The sequence below is a fragment of the Mycolicibacterium llatzerense genome, assembly GCF_000878195.1.
GTDB classification, from domain to species: Bacteria; Actinomycetota; Actinomycetes; order Mycobacteriales; family Mycobacteriaceae; genus Mycobacterium; species Mycobacterium llatzerense.
This window is the reverse complement of record NZ_JXST01000009.1, coordinates 57,173-75,888: the sequence shown is the minus strand read 5'-3', so window position 1 is coordinate 75,888 and position 18,716 is coordinate 57,173. Positions and strand designations below refer to the sequence as shown.

Sequence of the window (18,716 nt, the reverse complement as noted above, 5' to 3'; positions counted from 1 at the left end):
ATAAACCGGCCGCGAGCCAGATCAGCTCGCCAGGTGCTTCTTCAACTCCGTACGCGCGAGGGCGTTCTTGTGCACCTCGTCGGGTCCATCGGCGAAGCGCAGGGTGCGGATGCCCGCGTACATCGCGGCGAGCGGGAAGTCCTGCGATACGCCGCCGGCGCCGTGCACTTGAATGGCCTTGTCCAGAATCCACTGCACCGTCAGCGGCGTGGCGATCTTGATGGACTGAATCTCGGTGTGCGCACCGCGATTTCCCACGGTGTCCATCAGCCAGGCGGTCTTGAGGACCAGCAGTCGCAATTGCTCGACCCGCACGCGGGATTCGGCGATCCAGTCGCGGATCACGCCCTGCTCGGCCAGCGGCTTGCCGAACGCGACGCGACTGGCGGCCCGCCGGCACATCATTTCGATGGCACGCTCCGCAACACCGATGGCCCGCATGCAGTGATGGATGCGCCCCGGCCCGAGGCGAGCCTGGGCGATGGCGAATCCGCCGCCCTCTTCACCGATCAGGTTCGACACCGGCACCCGGACATCGGTGAACCGCAGCTCGGCATGGCCGCCATGGTCGTTGTCGTCGTAGCCGAACACCTCCATGCCACGCAGCACCTCGAGCCCCGGGGTGTCCCTGGGAACGAGGATCTGCGACTGCTGGCGATGGCGCTCCGAACCGGGGTCCGTCTTGCCCATGACGATGAAGACGGCACAGTTGGGATTCATCGCTCCAGTGATCCACCACTTGCGTCCGTTGATCACGTAGTCGTCGCCGTCACGCACGATGGACAGCTCGACATTGGTGGCATCGGAGCTGGCCACGTCTGGCTCGGTCATCGCGAAGGCGGACCGAATCTCTCCGGCCAGCAATGGCTCCAGCCATTGGCGCTGCTGCGCTTCGGTGCCGAATTCATTGAGCACCTCCATGTTTCCGGTGTCCGGTGCGGCACAGTTGAAGACGGCGGGCGCCAATTGGATACTCCGGCCGGTGATTTCGGCGAGCGGCGCGTACTGCAGGTTGGTCAAACCGGCACCCTTGGAGCCGGGCAGGAACAGATTCCACAAACCGCGACGGCGGGCCTCGGCGCGCAGCTCGGTGAGTACCGGGACGCTGTCCCAGGCCCACCGGTTGTCCAGAACCGCCAGCTGCTCATGGAACGTCTTCTCGGCGGGATAGACGTGGCTGTCCATGAACGCCGTCAGTTCGGCGACCATTTCGTTGGTCTTTGCGTCGTACGCGAATTCCATGTCAGTTCTCCTTCAATGCGTTGCGTCCGGCGTCCAGCAGGGAGTGCACCGCGTCCCCGGCGAACGCGAACCCGTCGCCCACGGTCTGCCCGTTGACGTATCGGTAGTGGATACCTTCGAAAATGCCCGCCATCTTGAAGAAGGCCAGGGCCAGATAGAACCCGAAATCGCCCAGGCCGCGGCCGATTCCGGTGCTGTAGCGGTCGATGATCTCCTGCTCCGAGAGGAAGCCGGGCGCTTCGCTGACGTCGGAGACCTCTCCGATGCCCGACGCCGCCAACCGTCCGTAAGCCACCATCAACGCCAGATCGGTGAGCGAGTCACCGATGGTCGACAGCTCCCAGTCCAGCACCGCCGCCGGCTGGTCGGCCGCGTCCATCAGCACGTTGTCAAGGCGATAGTCGCCATGCACGATGCCCGGCGTCGAGTCGGCCGGAACCCGGCCCGACAGCGCCTGATAGAGCTCTTCCATGGCGGGCAGATCCCGGGTGCGGGCAGCGGCGAACTGCTTGTGCCAGCGCCCGACCTGACGGCCCAGAAACGCTTGCGGCCGGCCGAAATCCGCCAGACCCACCGACGCTGGATCGACCGAATGCACTGCGATCAGGGTATCGACCAGCCGCTCGGAGATGCCCCTGGTGCGCTCGGCACCCAGCGCCCGCAGTTCGGCCGCCTGCCGGTACGGGGATCCGTCGACCTCGGCCATCACATAGAACGGGGCACCGACCACCGACACGTCGTCGCAGAAGCCGTACATGGCAGGCACCGGTACCGCGGTGGGCGCGAGCGCCGACATCATCCGGAATTCGCGGCCCATGTCGTGCGCCGTGGCAAGAAGCTCACCCACTGGCGGACGGCGAACGATCCACGACGAATCACCATCTGTGACACGGTAAGTCAGATTCGACTTGCCGCCGGCGATCAGCGTCGCCGACAGTGTCGCACCGGCACCGGGCACCACGGAAGGCAGCCACTCTCCGAGCTTGTCCAAATCGAGCCCGGGCAATTCGAGATGCGTGTCGGCAGCCATCAGACCCCGCCGCCCAGGAGCACGCCACCATCGATGGTCAATGTCTGCCCGGTCATCCAGCCGGCATCATCCGACAACAGGAATGCCACCACCGAACCGATATCTTCGGGTACGCCAAGACGTTTGAGCGGGTAGTTCGCACTGACCTCGTCCTCACGGCCCTCGTACAGCGCGGTCGCGAAGCGCGTCTTCACGACGGCGGGCGCGACGGCGTTGACCCGAATGTTCGGCCCCAGCTCGACCGCCAGTTCCTCGGTGAGGTGGATGACCGCGGCCTTTGAGACGCCATAGAACGCGATACCCGGAGCAGGCCGCAGGCCGGCGATGGACGCGACGTTGACGATCGCTCCGCCGTGTTCGGCCTGCCAGGCCCGGTTCACCTTCTGCACCCACGACAGCGCCGACAGCACGTTGACTTCCAGAATCTTGCGCGCGGCGTCCATGTCGATATCCATGAGCGGCCCGTACACCGGGTTGATGCCGGTGTTGTTCACGAACAGATCGGCGCCACCGAACGTCGCAATCGCCTTGGCCACCACAGCATCCTGGTGCTCGGCGTCATCACCACGGCCGGCGACGGCGAGCGCGACGTCCGGCCCACCGAGAGCCTCAACGGCGGCATCGAGCGCGTCCTGCTTGCGGGCAGTGATAACGACCTTGGCGCCTTCGGTGACCAGTCGCTGGGCGATGGCGAATCCGATGCCACGACTGGCACCCGTGACGATCGCGGTTTTTCCTTCGAATCGCGTGCTCATGTCAACTTCCTCGTCGAGTTGCAGTACATGGCCCCACCCGATGGGACACATAGTCGAAGTGTGCCACACTGGCACACAGCGTTGCAATGTCCCATAATGGGTGAATGTCCGGAGCAGAATCGACGACGCATCCCCCGCGACTGGGGACGGCACTGAGCCGCCAGGCCGCAGTCGATGCCGCAACCCGGCTCTATCTGGCCGGCGACCCGGTCGACATGTCGGCGCTGGCCACCGAACTCGGGATCGGCCGTTCCACCCTCTATCGACTGGTCGGCAATCGCGAAGACCTGCTCAGCACCGTGCTTGCCGAGGCCACCGAACGCACCTTCCGCCGTTCGGTCGCCAAGATCAGTGCCGGCAACGGCGATACCGTCGGCGTCGACAGGCTCCTGGCAGTCATGGAGCATTTCCTGAACGCGGTGGCCGACGCCAAGCCACTGCAGGCGGTATCGCAACGCGAGCCATTGCTGATCGTCCGGCTCATGCTGCTGCCCGGACTCGTGGAGCAGACTGCCGGTCGTCTGATCGGCGAGGTACTGGAGGCCGAGGTGGCCGCAGGTCGGCTGGAATTACCGCTGCCGCCAAGCACTTTCGGGCTGGCACTCATCCGGATGTGCGATGCCCACCTCTACGCCCCACTCCTCGGCGGCGGACCGCCCGAGATCGACACCGCGCTCGATCTGGTGGCCGCGTTCCTCGGCCGCAGCCGAACCACTGACTGAGCGCGCTAGGCAGAGCTCGAAGCCGCCAGATTCTCTGCCACTTCGGCTTCCCAGTTCTCGATGGCCTGCGTGGTGTCGATCTCGAACTCGAAGCGGTCCGTCATATCCGGCGTCACGTCTTCGACATCGACATAGAACTGTTCGTACCAACGGCGCTGCTGATACACCGGGCCGTCTTCTTCGGTGAGCAGTGGGTTGTCGATGCGGGCCTTGTGCTTCCAGATTTCGACGTCCTGCTCGAAGCCCGTCTGCACCCCATCGATGAAAGTCCTTGCCAGTTCCGCATTCTGCTCTTCGGTCATGCTCGGGAGCTTCTTGACGATGGCCCCGTACTGCAGCACGAACGAGTTCGGGCTGACCGGATAGTGGGAGTTGATCAGGATGGTCTCGACAGTCATGCCGTTGGCCACGCTGCGCAGCCGATCGATCATGTACGACGGCCCGAAATACGAAGCCTCCGAATAGAGAATGGAGGTCGGGTCGTGGAAGGTGCTGACGACCATGTCGTCGCGGGGCGTCGAATCCATCACCTGGGTGGCGACGTGACCTTCGAAGATGTTCTTGAAGTTCCGGGGAAATGCGTAGTGCACGTAGAAGAAATGCGCCATGTCGACGTTGTTGTCGACGATCTCGCGGCAGTGCGAACCTTCGATCAACTGGATGTTCCAGGTCCAGTCGGTCCAGGCGTCCGTGCCGTACCCCTCGATCTCGGGGATGTCGACCTCCGGCGGCGGAGTGTTGCCCTGCGGGTCATTCCAGACGAACAGTTGCCCGTTGCGCTCCAGCGTGAGCCATGAGCGGGTGCGCGCCAGCCGCGGGGTTCGCTTGGCGTAGGGCACCAACGTGCACTTGCCGTCGCCGCCCCAGCGCCAGTCGTGGAACGGGCACGCGATCGAGTCACCTTTGACGCTGCCGTGCGCCAGGTTGCCACCCATGTGGCGGCAGTAGGCGTCGAGCACGTTGAGCCGGCCCTGACTGTCGGCGAAGACCACCAATGACGTTCCGAAGGCGTTGATCTGGTGTGGTGCAACGTCATTGAAATCGCGGATCAGGCCGAGGCAGTGCCAGCCGCGGGCGAACCTGGTCGGGTCCTCCCCCGCCTCGATCTGACGGATTTCAGCCGACTCCTGCTCGGCGACCGACATTCGCTCCTCCATCGTTGTGCCTGAATTCATTGGGGCCCAACCAGTGCGGGCATTGGCGCCGTGAGCAGGCCGACGACCATCGCGACGATGTTGTCCCGCGCCTCGGCTTCACTCAGTGCGCCACGGGGTGGATCGCGCTGCTCATCAACCTGACGTTCATGGTCGGCGAGCAGCGTGAACATCACCGACGCCATCGCGGCCATGCGTTGGTGGCGAAGCGCTTCGGGGAGGTGCTCCAGTGCGCGCAGCATGCGGGAGGTCAGGATTCGGGTCGCCGGCCACTGCTCGGCGGTCAGCGTGAGCTCGGCCATGACGGGGTGACTGCGGACGCGTTCGAGGAACCGCGCGTAATGGCTCGACCCGTCGGAGTACGGGGTATCGAACAGGGGCTCGACCAGGATCGTCACCAGGACGGCGATGTTGTCATCGGGCTTCCCGTTACTTTCATGCTCCGCGAGCAGCGCCAGTCGTGCCTGTTCCAACGGTGCTTGCCGGTAGCCGATGATGGCTCTGATCAAGCCATCTCGCGATCCGAAGTGATAGTGAACGGCCGAATTGTTCCGCTGACCGGCAGCCACCGCGACATCGCGCAACGACACTTCCGGACCCGATTCGGCGATCAATCGTTCACCGGCGAGAAGCAGCTGCGTGCGCGCGTCAGGCCGACTCATGGGCGCCAGTTTATCCCGAACACTTGAAAATGCAATCACCAACGCTTGACGAGTTAAGCCTTTGCGCTTACTTTGAGTCGTGCGCCCCTCGGCGCCGCTCGCCCCTCGGAAGGAACACCATGACCGTCGCGTACGGACCGATCTGCCAAATCGCCTGGGTCACGGACGATATCGAGGCAACCGAGCAGTTGCTGAGCAAGCAGTTCGGGGTGGGCACATGGGTCCGGATGCCCAACATCGAGTTCGGGCCGGAGACCTGTCGCCTGCACGGCGAGCCCGCGGATTTCACCGCCCACATTTCGATGTCGTACTCGGGCGCCATGCAGTTGGAGCTGATCCAGCCGGTGCGGGGCACCAGCATCTACACCGAATTCCTCGAGCGCAGCGGTCCGGGACTGCACCATGTGTGTTTCGAGCCGGGTGATTTCGACGCGGCCGTGGCGTCGGCGCAGGAACAGGGCCTGGCCATCGTCCAACAGGGCGAGATGTCGGGCGGTCTGATGCGTTTCGCCTATGTCGACGGCGCGTCTGCCGGGGTGCCGTACATCGAACTCGGCGCGTTCAGCCCCGAGATTCGTGCGATGTTCGAGCACATCAAGAAAGCTGCGGCGGGCGCCTGATGATTCCGGAAACAGTATCGGCAGAGGGTGTTTCGTCGTTCTCCGACGAGGTCGACGTGCTGGTTGTCGGACTCGGCATGGCAGGCGGATGCGCGGCTGTCGAAGCAGCCGCGTCGGGTGCGCGCGTATTGGTGCTCGAACGTGCCGCGGTCGCCGGCGGCACCACAGCCATGGCGGGCGGCCACTTCTACTTGGGCGGCGGCACCGCGGTCCAGGAAGCCACCGGCCAGACCGACTCCGCCGCCGAGATGGCCGCCTATCTGACCGCGGTCTCGAAAGAGCCTGTGCCGGAGCTGATCAGCGCCTACTGCGAGGGCAGCGCGGAGCATCTCGGATGGCTCGAAGCGCTGGGGTTCGAATTCGAGCGCAGCTATTACCCGCACAAGGCCGTTATCCAGCCGGAGACGCAGGGGCTGATGTACACCGGAAACGAGCAGGTGTGGCCGTTCCGCGACCGTGCGGTGCCGGCCCCCCGGGGCCACAAGGTTCCGGTGCCCGGCGATACCGGTGGCGCGGGAATGGTGGTCAAGCTACTGGTCGAGCGGCTGGCAAGACTGGGTGCGGAGATCCGTTACGAGACAGGCGTCTGCGCGCTCGTCGTCGACGATGACCGGGTCGTCGGAGCAACCTGGAAGAGCTTCGGTGAGACCGGGGCCGTGCGGGCGAAATCCGTCGTTCTGACCACTGGTGGCTTCGTGATGAACCGGGAGATGCTGGCGCAGCATCTCCCACAACTGGCCGACGAGCGTGTCTTCGCCTTGGGCAGCAGCTACGACGATGGCATCGGCATCCGGTTGGGGCAATCCGTCGGAGCGGCAACCAAATACCTGGACCAGGCGTTCATGACCGCGCCCGCGTATCCGCCTGCCAAGCTGCTCACCGGCCTCATCGTGAACCGCAACGGGGACCGGTTTGTCGCCGAAGATTCATATCACGCGAGAACTTCCGCCTTCGCCCTTGAGCAGCCCGGCAGTGTCGCCTATCTCGTTGTCGACTCCCGGCACGTCGAGATGCCGGCGATGCCGTTGGTTCCGTTGATCGACGGTTGGGAGAACGTCGCCGAAATGGAAACGGCACTCGGCATCCCAGCCGGCAGGCTGCAGGCCTCCCTCGATAGGTACAACGCGAGCGCGGCCGTTGGCGAGGACCCCGACTTCCACAAGGCCGCAACGTATCTGGAGCCTCAGGACGTCGGTCCATGGGCGGCATTCGATCTGAGTCTGGGCAAGGCGTTCTACAGCGGGTTCACCCTTGGGGGCCTGGCGATCTCGGTCGACGGTGAAGTGCTTCGCGACGACGGCACTGCCGTCTCCGGGCTCTACGCCGCCGGCGCCTGCGCCTCCACCATTGCGCAGGACGCCAAGGGGTATTCCAGCGGCACGCAACTGGGTGCCGGTTCGTTCTTCGGGCGGCGGGCGGGACGCGCCGCTGCCGCAGCGGCATCCGGAACGTAATCCCGGTAGCGTTGACCGCACGATGACCCGATCAGCGGACCTGCACGCCCTCATGCCGGCGGCGTTCATCGGACACGGCAGTCCGATGAACGCCGTGGAACGCAACCGATATACGGCCGCCTGGACGGAGTTCGGCCAGTCCGTGCCCCGCCCCCGGGCGATCCTGGTGATCAGCGCGCACTGGTACATCAACGCCACCGCGGTCACGGCCATGGCGCGGCCTCGCACCATCCACGACTTCTACGGCTTCCCACAGGAGCTGTTCGATGTGCAGTACCCGGCGCCGGGACTGCCCGAACTCGCCGACGAGATCGCCGAGACCGTCAAACCGACCTGGGTCGGAGCTGACCAGGACAGCTGGGGCATCGACCACGGCACGTGGTCGGTGTTGGTACACGCCTTTCCCGACGCCTCGATCCCGGTGGTGCAGTTGTCGATCGACGCTGAGAAACCCCTGGAGGAACACGTCGCACTCGGCGCGCAATTGGCCGAGCTGCGCAGCCGGGGTGTCCTGATCGTCGGCAGCGGCAACATCGTGCACAACCTACGGGCCATGAACACGCGGCTCGCCAACAGCGGATTCGATTGGGCCACCAGGTTCGACGATGCCGCAGCCGATCTACTGACCCGTGCCCCCGACCAAATCGTACGGCTGCGGGAACATGCCGACTTCGCCGCCGCCGCGCCGACACCGGATCATTTCATTCCGATGCTCTACTTCGCCGGATTGTGTTCGGCGGCCGACACTCCCGCGAATGTACTCGTCGACGGCTATACGTACGGGTCGCTGTCGATGACGTCCTACACCCTGACCTGAAATCCACTCAGCACGCGCTACTGGCGTCAACCTCCGTCGCCCCAGCAGGTTTCAGCGCCTCGGCGGGCGTCACGTAGGCATGGCGGTGGTTGAGCAGCTGGCGGCGCGCCGGCGCATCGAGCACCGACGATGACGCCGTCAAATCCCTGGGCCAACATGGTTGCTCCCGAAGTTCGCACTGCGCCGAGGCAGGCCGCACCCGGCGCAGCTCAGAAAAGCGTACGCCGCACGAAGCGCGGCGTACAGCAATTCTTCAGGAATTAGCCATGCTCACGCAGTGCGGGCTTCCGGCGGTTTTATCACGACCGCGTAAATGCCATTGCGCGCTAGACCCCTTGTTCCACAGCAACTCTGGTGCGCCCGCGCTTGCGCGCGCCGGTCGTGTAGTCATAGCTGTCTAGATCAAATGTCTTGCTGGCCAACCAAAGAGACACCCCGGATACCGGCCGCACGAACGGCGCGTCGCCATGACGGTCGAAGTAGTAGCTGTTCGCCTGGGCGCAGCTGGGTTGCACGAAAACCGTGTGGGCAGCCTTCTTTCGCATGCTGCGCATGTACTCGTCGTGGGGTTCCTGCTTGACGGCCACACGAGTGGCTCCGCGGCGACGGGCCTCTTGAAGACAGCGCACGATGTGGCGGCACCCCGCTTCGATGATCGAGAACCACGAGGCGCCCGTCACCGACCACGGCCCGTTCATCAACCAGAAGTTCGGTGCGATCGGCGTCGAGACGCCCTCGTAGTTCTGATAGCGATTCTCGTCCCAGAACGCACCCAGCTCCACGCCGCCGAGCCCGACGACCGGGAACGCCGGCATGGCACCGAGCTGCAGAATATTGAAACCTGTTGCCAGCACCAGGGTATCGACAGCATGCTCGATTTCGCGCCGTGCGCCGGTCTGCGAATCCATCGTCTCGGTGATGATCCCGCGTTCGGTGATCCTGGCGATGGGATCGGTGACCAGATCGACGTCGTCCCGGTTGAACGTACTGAGGTAGGTGTTGGAGAACGACGGCCGCTTGCAACCGAATGCATATGCTGGAGTGAGCTTTTCGCGGAGCTCGCGATCCTCGACCTGATTTGCGAGGTGCCGGCGGCAGACCTGCTCGATGCCGCGGACCAGGAACGGCAGCCGCGTGTGGTAGACCACACCGGCAGTGAAGATGAAGTCGGAGAGCACCGTCGTGACCATGCTGACCGCGTCCTGCGTGAACGGCACGGCCTCGAACATCCCCTGCACCCATTCCGGGATGGCGCCGTCGAACTTCGGCACCACCCAGATGGGTGTGCGCTGGTAGACGTCCAGGTGCGCGGACCGCTCGGCCAGCTGCGGCACGAGTTGTAGTGCGGTGGCGCCGGTTCCGATGACCGCAACCCGCTTGCCGTCGATTTCGACCGCATCATCCCACCGCGCGGTGTGCACCAACTCTCCGCGAAAATCGTCGATGCCCTTGATGTCCGGATTCTTCGGCTGGTCGAGCGGGCCGACCGCACCGATCAGAAACCGGGCAATGATCAGGCCGCGGTCGGTGTGGACGTGCCAGACGTTCTCGCGCTCGTCGAACACCGCGCGGTCGACCTTGGTGCGCAACTGAATATGCGGTCGCAGCCCGTACTTGTCCACGCAACTCTCGGCGTACTGCCGCAGTTCGGCGCCGGGTGCGAAGAGCCGCGACCAGGAGGGGTTGCTCTCGAACGAGTACGAGTACGTGGTCGACGGGATATCAACGGCGACACCGGGGTACCGGTTGTGGTGCCATACTCCCCCGATACCGTCGGCGGCATCCAGGATCCTGAAATCCTCAAAGCCGGCCTTCTTGAGCTGAATCCCCAGTCCGATACCGGAGAATCCGGCGCCGACAACGACGATCTCGTGATCCACCATGATGGTCCTTCTCCCCTTGAGGCGACGGCAAATGTGGTACATATTCGTACCAGGTGGTGCGGTACACGAACGTACCACGACCGTGGGGAAAGATGTCAAGGGTGCAAGAACGTCCGTCGCTGACTGCCGAGCCCGATAGCAAGGGGCACCGGCAGCGCCTGCTCGATGCGATGGCCGACTGCATCGTCGAGACCGGCTTCGCCCGCGTCACCGTCGCCGACGTGGTGCGGGTGGCCGCCACCTCACGGCGCACCTTCTATCAGCACTTCACCGACATCGAAGACTGCCTGAAGGCGCTCTACTCGGAGAGCGTCCGGATCATCATCGACGCCATTCGGCAGGCCATCGACCCGGCGGCCTCGAACGAAGACCAGGTCCGTGCCGCCGTCGAGGCCTGGATCGGCGTATGCGACCAGCGGCCCGCGCTGACCAGTGCGCTCACCCGAGATTTCGCCGCGCTCGGCCCCAAGAGCTGGGCCTTGCATTTTCAGTACGCCGAGGCCTACCGCGCACTCATCCAGAACCTCACGGAGACCGAGCAATTGCGCGAAACTGGCGCTGCCCCGGTGTCGTTGCTTCGGGTCGTCATGCTGCTGGGCGCGTTGAACGAGCTGTTGACCTTTGCTGTTCATCAGGGAATTCCGTTGCAGGACATGGTCGATGAAGCCGTCGATGTCGCGCTCATGATGCTGGGGACACCGCCGCAGGGGTCGCGCTAGACCAACCCCGGTACGGGAGACGACGATGTCGGCGCAGACACCGGCGGAACCGAACCGGGAGGCTGCAATCCGTAGCCCGCCTGCGGGCCGGGCGGCGTGCCGTAGGTCTGCGGAGGTCCGGGCGGCGTGCCGTAGGCCGGCGGCGGCCCCGGCAACGCACCATAACCAGCCTGCGGACCAGGCCCGGGCTGCGGGCCATACGCCGGGGCCTGCGAGCCGTAGCCGGGCAGGGTCCGAGCCGTCCCGGCAAGAAGCGCAGATGCAACGAAAGACGCCGCCTGGTCGGTGTACTCGGGGACGTAGCCCTGCGTATGCCCGCTCCAGGAGTTGCCCGCACCCGCGTGACAAATCGGGTCTGCAGGGTTGCACAGATCGATCGCCTTGGCGCTGAGCGGTGATTTCTGGGTCGGTGGCGCACCGTCGGTACGGTCAGCCTGATTGCCGAAAGTAGCCACCGCCGCAATGTTTTTCACGTACTCGGACGGCAGCGGATCACCCCAGTTGATACCGGAGAAGCCGGCCACAATGTTGACCACACTCGCGCCTTGCGAGTAGCCACCCAGCACGATCTTGGTGTTGGGGCACTCGGCCACGGTGGACTTGACGCGAGCAATCGCGTCCTTGGCGCCCTCGCCACTGTGCCGCTGCGTGATCGTGGCCTTGTAGTTCACCGCGTAGGACCTGATGACCAAGCCGCCGGTCTTGCTACGGAGCGAATCGACGAGAGCATCACCGACACGGCCCATGCCCACCGGCTCGTCGGTGCCGCGCGCGAAGATGACTTCGGCGTCGGGGCAGTCGTCGGCAGCCGCCACGCTCGGGATGACGAGCGGGGCCGCGACGGTGAGCAGAACCGAGGCACCCAGGCCGGCCCAGCGAAGCGCAGCAGACGCGCCAGCAACGCCTGAGCTACGTACGTGGCGAAACAGCATCCTTGCATCCTACCCGCACACAGGAAAGGAAGACAAACCCCTGACCAGCAAATATATGCCATGCAGCAATCAAGACACCGGCGGCGCATCGCTGCGCGGCGCGTCTCCGGCAAATCTCGCGGGAGGGATTGTGCCCTCAGGCACCGAGGGCGCGCGAGGGGCTGACCGGTATAGTCGCCCGCGTGGGTGCTCGTTCTGACCAGGTTCCCGCACCCATGGTGCGGGCGTACTCGTCGTGCACCCCGTCTTTTCTCTCCTCGATCTGGAACCGCGCCCGCCTGGCGCCGTTGAACAAATTCGCGCGCTGATTCTCGCTGCCCGAACGTTCGCCCTTCCAGTTCCTGTGATGAAAAATGAAGCCATCTCTCTACGCCGTTGCGGCGTCGCTGTACCTCGCTGAGTACACCCTCTATTCGAATTCCTCGGCGACCGTTCTGCTGAACGCGTCGATCTCGGACTACTTCCACCTGCCCTACGGCGTGGCCGCCAACGTCGGCGTCGCCTTCCTCGCCGGGTTCTGTGCGACCCTGCTGCCGGCCGGCCTGCTGCTGCACCGCTGCCGGCCCGTCACGACCTTCTACGTCAGTTCGGCAGCGCTCGCCGTACTCGGCATCGCCGCGAGCCTCAGCCCGGCGTTCTGGATGCTCATCGTCATCCGGTTCCTGCAGGGCGCGACATCGGCATTGTTGGCGCCGCAGCTGTTCCGGATCGCGCGGCAACAGTTCTACCCGGATCACCACACGGCATTCCTCGGAACGTGGGGGCTCGTGGTGTCGGCGTCGGCACTGTGTTCACCGTTGATCACCGCGGTGCTCAACGACGCGTGGGGGTGGCGGGCCTTCCCGTACGAGACGGTGCTGACCACCGCCGCGTCGATCCCGCTGTTGGCGTGGGGCGCACGCGCGCAGGCACCCGAGCCCGACGCTGAGCCCGAGAGGTCGCGCCGGGGTGCGACGTTGATCGTCGGCTTCGGGCTGGTGCAGGTCGTCATCTTCCTCGCGGCCGGGACGACGACCGAGCTGACGACCAAGGTGCTCTTGGGCGCGCTGGCGACGGTGGTGGGCGTCGTGGTGATCGGCGCGTGCCGGTGGTCGGGCGGCGACGGAACCCGGCGGCCGATTCTGTACCGCAGCTTTCTGATCGTCTTCGTCGCGGGCATCGCGACCAACGGCTTCACGTTGGTGGTGATCTACGTCCTGCAACGGGTGCAGTTGTTCAGTTCCTACCGCGCGGCGCTGGTACTGCTGCCGATGGCGGTCGTCGCGGGCCTCTTGCCGATCACCCAGTTCGGTCGCCCCGGCGAGGACGCGAAGAACACCCGGTTGGTGAGTTACGGGGCGGCTTGCCTGACGCTGGCCGGCTTCGGTGTCGCGGTGGCAGCCGATCACGTCGGCTCGCTGCTGATCTGCGCCACCGTGATGGGCGGCGCCATGGGCTTTCTGTGGAGCTCACTGGCCACGAACGTGCTGACCAATTCCGGCCGGGTCACGTTCGATTCCGCTGTCTACCACTATCTGCGCGCGTTGGGTGCGGCGATCGGGGTATCGGTCGGCGCGACGGCGATCGGCGGCTTCGATAGCCCGCACCGCCTGTTCGTTTTCTCCGGAGTACTGATTGCCGTCGTCGGCCTCGTCGCGTCCGCCGCGGCGCGACCGGCGGTCTCCACTCGAGCCGGAGTCGCCCAGTGACGCACGACATCAGCTTCGCCTGGCCGCCCGGGCAACTCACCGTCGACCCTCGCCTGGCCTACAACGGCATCTCGAAAACCTATGCACGACAGGTATTCGAGAGCCTCGTCGACATCGACCCCGTGACCGCGCAGGTGCGGCCGTGGCTGGCGTCGTCGTGGTCTCGTCCTGATCCACTGACGGTGGAGCTGACGATCCCGGCCGGTCGGCACTTCTCCGACGGTGTGCCGCTCACTGCCGATCTGGTCCGAAACAGCTTCTGCGACATCGTCAATGACCTTTCAGGGGTTACTCCCCTACCATCGGCGATTGCCGGCCTGGCCGGATTGTCCGGTGTGGAATCGCGCGGCGAGACGGTCGCGTTCCGGTTCAATCGGCACAACGCCGCGTTCCTGCACAGCCTGGCCGGCGTGAACTTGGCGGTGAACAAGCCGTCGGTGGGTGGAATGCGTTTGGGCACCGGGTCGTGGGCGCCCGCCGGCGCGGGGTGCCTCACTGATGGCAGGCGCCGCCTCTTGTTCACCGCGGGCGACGACGGACTCGCCGATGTGCACGCGGGGCCCGCAGCCGGCTTCCGGACCGCACAACTCCACAATCCGGGGATCAGTTATGGACTGTGCCCCAACGTCTCTCGCGGGCCGCTGACCGATCCCCGAATCCGGCGCGCGCTGTCGCTGCTGATCGATCGCGAGCGACTGCGGCCGATTCTGGATTCGTGCGGCTACACCGTGGCCGGCTCGGTGCTCACGCCGACCGCGCTGCACTACCGCGATTGCTCAGCGCAGCTGGCGCACGATCCGGCAGCGGCGCGGCGACTACTCGATGCGGCCGGAGCCGACGGGTTGCGGTTCGAAATGGTGTTCAACAGCTCGTTCTCCCCCATCGACGCCGAACTGCTGTCCGCGGTGGCCGACCAGTGGGCCGGGCATGGCATCGAGCTGGTGCTGCACAACGTCGACTTCGGCGAACTCCGGTCGCGGCAGCAGTCCGGAGCCTACGATTTCCGGTTCTTCTATTACACCGCAATAGATCCCGACGCGCTGCGGTATCAGTTCGCGGTCGACCAGCGCAACGCGATGTGTCGCGCGGAACGCGATCGGCTCGACGACCTTTTCGACGATCAACTGCACTGCCCGGACCCCACTGGGCGCCGAAAGCTGGTGCACGACATACAGCAGTTGATCATCCACGACGGACTGTGGCTGCCGATCTGCAACGTGCGCACCGTCGTCGGCCACCGACCGGAAGCGGTGCCCCGACTTGCCCTCGATGCCGAGGGCCTGGCGCGCTTCACTCATCCCGGAATCTGAAAGGCACTCAGTCGTGTCCGATCACCACACCACCACACCCATCGTCGTCGGCGCAGGCCTCGGCGGCCTCGCCGCAGCGATTGCGTTGCGCCGGGGCGGCCACCACGCCATCGTGGTGGACAAGACCCGTGAGCTCGGCGAGGTCGGCGGCCCGCTCGGGATCTCGCCGCCGACGCTTCGGCTGTTCGAAGAATGGGGAATGCTCGACGAGTTCAACCAGATATCTTCGGCAACAAGATATTTCGAGACCCACGATCAGGCCGGTCACGTGGAATCTGTGGCCGACTACGCCGCCGCCCCGGACATCGGTTCCGAGCACGGACGGTTTGGGTACGCCGACGCCGAGCTGTCGCCGCGCACCGTCCACCGGGCTGATCTGCACGCCCTCATGGTGGCCCATCTGGGCCGGGACCAGGTACGCCTACGGCACCGACTGACCGGGCTCGTCGAGCACGACGATCACGTCGCGCTCACGTTCGCCGATGGCGCCGTACTGCGGACGCCGCTGGTAATCGGCGCCGACGGGCTGCGCTCCACCGTGCGAACGCTGTTCAGCGATGACGAAATCAATTACTGCGGTTCGGTGATCTTCCGCGCGGTCAGCCCGGTGAACTGCCTGGACGGTCGGCCGAATGACCGTCTGCGCTCGTGGCATTCGGCCAACTACGCCAAACACGTCATCGCGGTGCCGGTGCGCGCGGGCCACCAGGTGGCCGTCGACGCGACCCTCGGCGTCGACGAGCCACCGCTGCACCTGTGGTCGGCGCGTGCGGATCTGGCGGCGCTGGCCCGGCAGTTCGACGATTTCGAGCCCGTGGTCGGCCGGCTGATCCGCGGCGCAACCGGGCCGGTGTACATGCACCCGGTCTACGACCGAGATCCCATCGCGCGTTGGACCACCGCCCGCATCGCGCTGCTCGGCGATGCCGCGCACCCGATGACGCCCTTCGGCGGACAGGGTGCCAATCAGGCGATCCAGGATGGTGCGGAACTCGCTCGCCAACTCGCCGATGCTGAGGACTGTGACGTCGCCGCGGCACTCCTGCGGTATCAGGCTGTCCGGACCGAACAAACCGCGGAAATCCAGCGCTCGGCGCGACAGCTCGCGTCGCGGAGAGCGACCATCGCGCTGCGGCTCACCGACGTGCTGACCGGTGACTCCGACTTCCGCCCGTAGACCCACCGGTCTGCATCAGCGATAGCCCCAGAAGGCGTGCAGCCACAGCTGCTCGATGGCGTGCAATGCCCTCGGGATATCGTCGGCCGATCGGACGAACGCCGTGTCGCCGCTGACGGCAAACCACGTCGTGGCCGACAGGATGCGCACCAGTGCGGCAGTGTCGTCGGCGATCGGCGCGGCGGTGCCGGCCGCGACTTCGGCCGCGATGTTCTTCTGCACCGCCGCGATCACTGAGTCACTGAATGCGTCGGTAATCGAGCGAATCTCGGCATCGGTGTGCCGAGCGGCCTGACAAGCGGCCATCACCGGGTCATTGCGCGAGGTCACGGTGGCCAAGGTGCCGACCATTCTCGACACGAACATCTCGGGCGACTCCTGCTGACCCCTGGGCGCGAAGTGGTTTGTCATTTCGTCGAGTTCCGTGACAACGGCTCGCAGCAGGGTCGCCAATACGGCGTGTTTGGATTCGAAGTAGAAGTAGAAGCCCGATCGGGTAATGCCGGCGCGAGCGGTGATCGCGCTAACGGAGATGCTCTCGAAACTGTTGGTGCTCAGTAGTTCCCGGGTGGCGCCGAGGATCGCATCCCGCTGCAGGTCTCCGCGCCGAACGGAGGAAGCGGCAGCACGGTGGGCACCGCGGCGTCCCTGACCGTTCCGGGCTGCATCAGCAGCGGGTTCAGCCAGGTTCATGAACGTCGCGAATGGGTTCTGGACGGTAGAGGTCGTCAATGTCGTCAGCGTACTTCTCCGCAACGACTTTGCGCTTGAGCTTCATGGTGAGAGTGAGCTCCTCTCCGCCAGGCTCCCAGAACGTTGGCAGGATGCGGAACCGTTTCACCTGCTCGACGCGGGCCAGCCGTCCATTCCCGGCGGTGACTCCGGCGCAGATTTGTTTGATCACAACCGGATCAGCGACGAGCGCAGCAGCCGACGCATCAGGCAGGTTGCGCTGCGCAGCATAGGTTGATGCACTCTCGGCATCGAGCACAATGAGCGCAGTGTTGTAGGGGCGGCCATCGCCGATGACGGCCATCGCTCCGATCAGTGGGCTGGCCGCTTTGATGGCGTTCTCGATATTGGTGGGGGACATGTTCTTGCCCGCCGAATTGATGATGAGTTCTTTCTTGCGGTCCACGATCCGGAGGAAGCCGTCGTCGTCGATGGTGACGACGTCGCCGGTATGCAACCAACCATCGGCGTCGATAGCCTCGGCGGTCTTGTCGGGCTCGTTGCGGTAGCCCTTCATGACCAGCGGCCCTCGGACCAGCAATTCACCGTCCGCGGCGATGCGCCCCTGCATGCCCGGAACCAGCTTTCCGACGGTGCCCAGTTTGGCCTCCCGTGGGTGGGTGACACTGCAGATGCAGGAAAGCTCGGACATGCCCCAGATCTCGGCGATCGGAACACCGAGGCCGGCAAAGAAACCGAGCGTCTCAGGCGGGATCGGCGCCGCTCCCGACAATGCCCAACGAACCCGGTCCAGTCCCAGTTTCGCGCGGATTTTCGACAGCACCAACTCATCGGCACGTGCCCATTCGGCAGCGACGTCCACAGGGACCGGCTGACCGGCCAATTCGTATCGGCTCCGGTTTGCGGCCACCTCGAGTCCCCACCGCAACCCTTGCCTACGCGTTTCGTCCGACTCGCTGTCAACGCTGAGTTCGATTGCCGCCTTGAGCTTTTCCCATACTCGCGGCACCGCACCCCAAACCGTCGGGTGCAACTCGGCCAGAGCCGGTGCGATCAGTTTGGCATCCGCAACAACAGTCACTTGGGTGCCCAGGACCTCCTGGACGTACAGCGCGGTCAACCGGTCCGCGATGTGCGCGGTCGGCATGAACGAGGTGATGGTGTCGCCGAATCGGAGTTCCAGGACCTCGTCGATTGCCTGGACCTGAAACAACAGATTCGCGTGAGTGGTCTCCACACCTTTGGGGCTGCCGGTGGTTCCCGAGGTGTAGATCAGTGTCGCCACATCGTCTGGTTGGACGGTGCGCCACGTCGCGTCGAAGTCGAAATCGTCGGCGCCACCGGCAAGCAACGCCGACATCGAGATTGTTCCGGCCGGCGCCTCGTCGACACAAACGACGTGCTCGGGCGCTGCCCCACTGGCCCGGATCCGTTCCACGTACTGGGGTTCACAAACGACCACCCGCGCACCGGCGTTGCCCAACACATGGCCGAGTTGCTCGGCGGACAACGTGTTGTACACGGAAAACGATGTGGCGCCGAGATGCTGCGCGCCAACCTCCAACGGGTAGAACTCGATTCGGTTGGCCATCATCAGGGCCACGGTGTCACCTCGCCTGACTCCCAGCGCGGCCAGTCCGGCAGCGGCTCGGCGCACGAGTTCGGCATACTGCCGCCACGTCACGGTGTGGGTGTTTCCTGGCGTCCGCAGCGCCACCGCATCAGGGGCGACGGACGCGGTGTGCTGAAATGCGGCCGGCAGTGTGGTGATAGCTGTTTCAGACATGACTTCCTCAACTGTCGCGATGTCGAATCATGGTGGAATTTCAGGGAAGCGGGCGTTACCGGAACCCGGGTG

The 18,716-nt window shown here is 65.0% G+C and carries 17 protein-coding genes; 8 read left to right on the top strand and 9 right to left on the bottom strand.

Going from position 1 to position 18,716, the window contains the following annotated elements; translation table 11 throughout:
* Positions 1 to 21: 21 nt before the first annotated feature.
* Genes TL10_RS08410 through TL10_RS08400 form a run of 3 tightly spaced genes read right to left on the bottom strand, consistent with a single transcriptional unit; the run spans position 22 to position 3,027 of the window.
* The gene (locus TL10_RS08410) at positions 22 to 1,242 is read right to left on the bottom strand and encodes an acyl-CoA dehydrogenase family protein (protein WP_043985289.1); all 1,221 of its coding nucleotides are present in this window, start codon (positions 1,240 to 1,242) and stop codon (positions 22 to 24) included.
* A 1-nt stretch (position 1,243) separates the two neighbouring features.
* Entirely contained in the window at positions 1,244 to 2,272 is a 1,029-nt protein-coding gene (locus TL10_RS08405; protein ID WP_043985288.1) for a phosphotransferase family protein, read from the bottom strand.
* Positions 2,272 to 3,027 (bottom strand): SDR family oxidoreductase, encoded by a 756-nt coding sequence (locus TL10_RS08400; RefSeq protein ID WP_043985341.1) that lies wholly within the window; start codon positions 3,025 to 3,027, stop codon positions 2,272 to 2,274. The genes TL10_RS08405 and TL10_RS08400 overlap by 1 nt, the downstream gene beginning before the upstream one ends.
* Positions 3,028 to 3,131: 104 nt before the next feature.
* Here TL10_RS08400 and TL10_RS08395 point away from each other — a divergent pair, with 104 nt between their 5' ends.
* Complete coding sequence (locus TL10_RS08395) at positions 3,132 to 3,749, top strand: QsdR family transcriptional regulator (RefSeq protein WP_043985287.1); 618 nt, start codon at positions 3,132 to 3,134, stop codon at positions 3,747 to 3,749.
* 5 nt (positions 3,750 to 3,754) lie between these two features.
* Here TL10_RS08395 and TL10_RS08390 read toward each other — a convergent pair whose 3' ends face one another.
* Both TL10_RS08390 and TL10_RS08385 read right to left on the bottom strand, forming a co-directional pair.
* Complete coding sequence (locus TL10_RS08390) at positions 3,755 to 4,894, bottom strand: 3-ketosteroid-9-alpha-monooxygenase, oxygenase component (RefSeq protein WP_192830202.1); 1,140 nt, start codon at positions 4,892 to 4,894, stop codon at positions 3,755 to 3,757.
* A gap of 26 nt (positions 4,895 to 4,920) precedes the next feature.
* Positions 4,921 to 5,565: a TetR/AcrR family transcriptional regulator gene (locus TL10_RS08385; protein ID WP_043985285.1), complete on the bottom strand. Its 645-nt coding sequence runs from the start codon at positions 5,563 to 5,565 to the stop codon at positions 4,921 to 4,923.
* Positions 5,566 to 5,684: 119 nt separating this feature from the next.
* Between TL10_RS08385 and TL10_RS08380 the strand changes: the two genes are divergently transcribed.
* Genes TL10_RS08380 through ygiD form a run of 3 tightly spaced genes read left to right on the top strand, consistent with a single transcriptional unit; the run spans position 5,685 to position 8,456 of the window.
* Positions 5,685 to 6,185, top strand: a complete 501-nt coding sequence (locus tag TL10_RS08380) for a VOC family protein (RefSeq protein ID WP_043985284.1) — start codon at positions 5,685 to 5,687, stop codon at positions 6,183 to 6,185.
* Positions 6,185 to 7,639 carry an FAD-binding protein gene (locus TL10_RS08375; protein WP_043985283.1) on the top strand — a complete coding sequence of 485 codons (1,455 nt, stop codon included), beginning with the start codon at positions 6,185 to 6,187 and terminating at the stop codon, positions 7,637 to 7,639. The genes TL10_RS08380 and TL10_RS08375 overlap by 1 nt, the downstream gene beginning before the upstream one ends.
* A gap of 52 nt (positions 7,640 to 7,691) precedes the next feature.
* Positions 7,692 to 8,456, top strand: a complete 765-nt coding sequence (gene ygiD, locus TL10_RS08370) for a 4,5-DOPA-extradiol-dioxygenase (RefSeq protein ID WP_043985339.1) — start codon at positions 7,692 to 7,694, stop codon at positions 8,454 to 8,456.
* Positions 8,457 to 8,782: 326 nt separating this feature from the next.
* On the opposite strand, the gene TL10_RS08365 is transcribed toward ygiD, so the two are convergent.
* Positions 8,783 to 10,339 carry a flavin-containing monooxygenase gene (locus TL10_RS08365; RefSeq protein WP_043985282.1) on the bottom strand — a complete coding sequence of 519 codons (1,557 nt, stop codon included), beginning with the start codon at positions 10,337 to 10,339 and terminating at the stop codon, positions 8,783 to 8,785.
* A 92-nt stretch (positions 10,340 to 10,431) separates the two neighbouring features.
* Here TL10_RS08365 and TL10_RS08360 point away from each other — a divergent pair, with 92 nt between their 5' ends.
* Positions 10,432 to 11,058, top strand: coding sequence for a TetR/AcrR family transcriptional regulator (locus TL10_RS08360; protein WP_043392541.1), 627 nt, complete (start codon positions 10,432 to 10,434; stop codon positions 11,056 to 11,058).
* Here TL10_RS08360 and TL10_RS08355 read toward each other — a convergent pair.
* Positions 11,055 to 11,990: a cutinase family protein gene (locus TL10_RS08355; RefSeq protein WP_081936577.1), complete on the bottom strand. Its 936-nt coding sequence runs from the start codon at positions 11,988 to 11,990 to the stop codon at positions 11,055 to 11,057. The two genes, TL10_RS08360 and TL10_RS08355, sit on opposite strands and share 4 nt — an antisense overlap.
* Before the next feature lie 353 nt (positions 11,991 to 12,343).
* Here TL10_RS08355 and TL10_RS08350 point away from each other — a divergent pair, with 353 nt between their 5' ends.
* From TL10_RS08350 to TL10_RS29505, 3 genes are read left to right on the top strand one after another with little or no spacing between them, the layout of a single operon-like run.
* A complete protein-coding gene (locus tag TL10_RS08350) occupies positions 12,344 to 13,678 on the top strand; it encodes an MFS transporter (RefSeq protein ID WP_043985280.1) in 1,335 nt (444 codons plus the stop codon).
* A complete protein-coding gene (locus TL10_RS08345) occupies positions 13,675 to 14,988 on the top strand; it encodes an ABC transporter substrate-binding protein (RefSeq protein ID WP_043985279.1) in 1,314 nt (437 codons plus the stop codon). The genes TL10_RS08350 and TL10_RS08345 overlap by 4 nt, the downstream gene beginning before the upstream one ends.
* A gap of 13 nt (positions 14,989 to 15,001) precedes the next feature.
* Positions 15,002 to 16,165: an FAD-dependent oxidoreductase gene (locus TL10_RS29505; RefSeq protein WP_052506345.1), complete on the top strand. Its 1,164-nt coding sequence runs from the start codon at positions 15,002 to 15,004 to the stop codon at positions 16,163 to 16,165.
* Between the two features lie 15 nt (positions 16,166 to 16,180).
* On the opposite strand, the gene TL10_RS08335 is transcribed toward TL10_RS29505, so the two are convergent.
* Both TL10_RS08335 and fadD11 read right to left on the bottom strand, forming a co-directional pair.
* Positions 16,181 to 16,897: a TetR/AcrR family transcriptional regulator gene (locus TL10_RS08335; protein ID WP_234711397.1), complete on the bottom strand. Its 717-nt coding sequence runs from the start codon at positions 16,895 to 16,897 to the stop codon at positions 16,181 to 16,183.
* A complete protein-coding gene (gene fadD11 / locus TL10_RS08330) occupies positions 16,845 to 18,644 on the bottom strand; it encodes a fatty acid--CoA ligase FadD11 (RefSeq protein WP_043985278.1) in 1,800 nt (599 codons plus the stop codon). Before fadD11 ends, TL10_RS08335 begins: the two co-directional genes overlap by 53 nt.
* Between the last annotated feature and the right edge of the window lie 72 nt (positions 18,645 to 18,716).